Genomic DNA, 1,161 nt, shown 5'->3' with positions numbered 1-1,161 from the left:
GCGGCGGGTCTTGCCGTTGGGGCCGCCGGAGAGCTGTACGGCGCGTCGTGCGGCCCGGCGGACGCGCCCGTCGACCTGATCCTGCGCAGTCGGACCAGGACACCACCGGGCGTCCGCCCGCGCCGGGTCCACCTCCATCACGACGAGGTGGGCATGCGGGCGGGAGTCTCGGTCACGCTGCCTGCGCGCACCGCGTTCGACATCGCCCGCTGGGCGCCGACGCCGACCGAGCGCGTCGCCGGTGCGGACGCCGTCGCCCACCGGTGCGGTGTCGACGCCGACGCGATCCGGAGGGTCTGGCGCCACCACCCCGGGGCCCACGGCACCGTCGACCTCCCCCGGGTGCTCGGTCTGCTGAATCCTGCCGCGGAGTCGCCGATGGAGTCGCGGATCAGGATGGCGCTGGTCCTGGCAGGCCTGCCGGCGCCGCGGGTGCAGTTCCGGACCGGCAGGCACCGCCTCGACCACGCCTATCCCGAGGTACTGCTCGGCATCGAGCACGACGGCGGCCACCACCGCGAGCCCGAACAGGCGCGTCGCGACCTCGCCCGGGAGGCCGAGCTCGCGCGAGCCGGGTGGCGGCTGCTGCGCTACCCGTCGCACGTGGTGCTCGGCTCGCCCGAGCTCATCGTGGCGGAGGTCCGCTCGATCCTCGCCGGCTTCTCCGACGGGCGCGCACTGCTCCGTTCATGATCGGCGATTCGGTGCTCCCAGTGCTGTGCCCACAACGCTGAGCGCACGCAAACAGCGACCTTGCCGCGCTGAGAGCACGAAACGTGCGATCTTGGACCGCGAACGCCGAAAGACCGCGGGACCGCTAGTCGATCAGATCCATCCCCGTCCCCGTCCGCCCGTGCATGGCGGGGGCCGGGGTGCCGTTCGGGGAGCCGCCCTTCCACAGCTGGCTGCGGCCCCGCGAGACGGTGCGCAACGCCTTGGTCAGGGTGTCCTCGAACTCGGCGAGCTTGGCGTCGACGTACCCGTCGCACTCCTGCCGCAGCCGGTCCGCCTCGCCCTCGGCGTTGTCGATCAGCCGCGCGGACTCGGCGTGCGCCGCCCTGACGACCTCGGTGCCGGACACCAGCCGGGCCTGCTCGGCCTGCCCGCGTGGTGTTCTGGGTGTGCACCGTGACGCCCATGCTCTGCCGGTCGGTCTGGATG

1 protein-coding gene and 1 pseudogene are annotated in these 1,161 nt (G+C 73.4%); one reads left to right on the top strand and one right to left on the bottom strand.

The window, feature by feature from the left end:
* Positions 1 to 693: endonuclease domain-containing protein (locus H5J29_RS33615; protein ID WP_220188247.1), on the top strand; the 693-nt coding region annotated here is incomplete at its 5' end.
* A gap of 124 nt (positions 694 to 817) precedes the next feature.
* Here the strand turns inward: H5J29_RS33615 and H5J29_RS33610 are convergent.
* Positions 818 to 1,161 (bottom strand): annotated as a pseudogene (locus H5J29_RS33610) (hypothetical protein); the annotation flags it as partial.

This window comes from Pseudonocardia pini (assembly GCF_013870575.1).
In the GTDB taxonomy this organism is placed as follows: domain Bacteria; phylum Actinomycetota; class Actinomycetes; order Mycobacteriales; family Pseudonocardiaceae; genus Pseudonocardia; species Pseudonocardia pini.
Note: the sequence above shows the minus strand (reverse complement) of the source record. Positions and strands in the feature narration are given on the sequence as shown.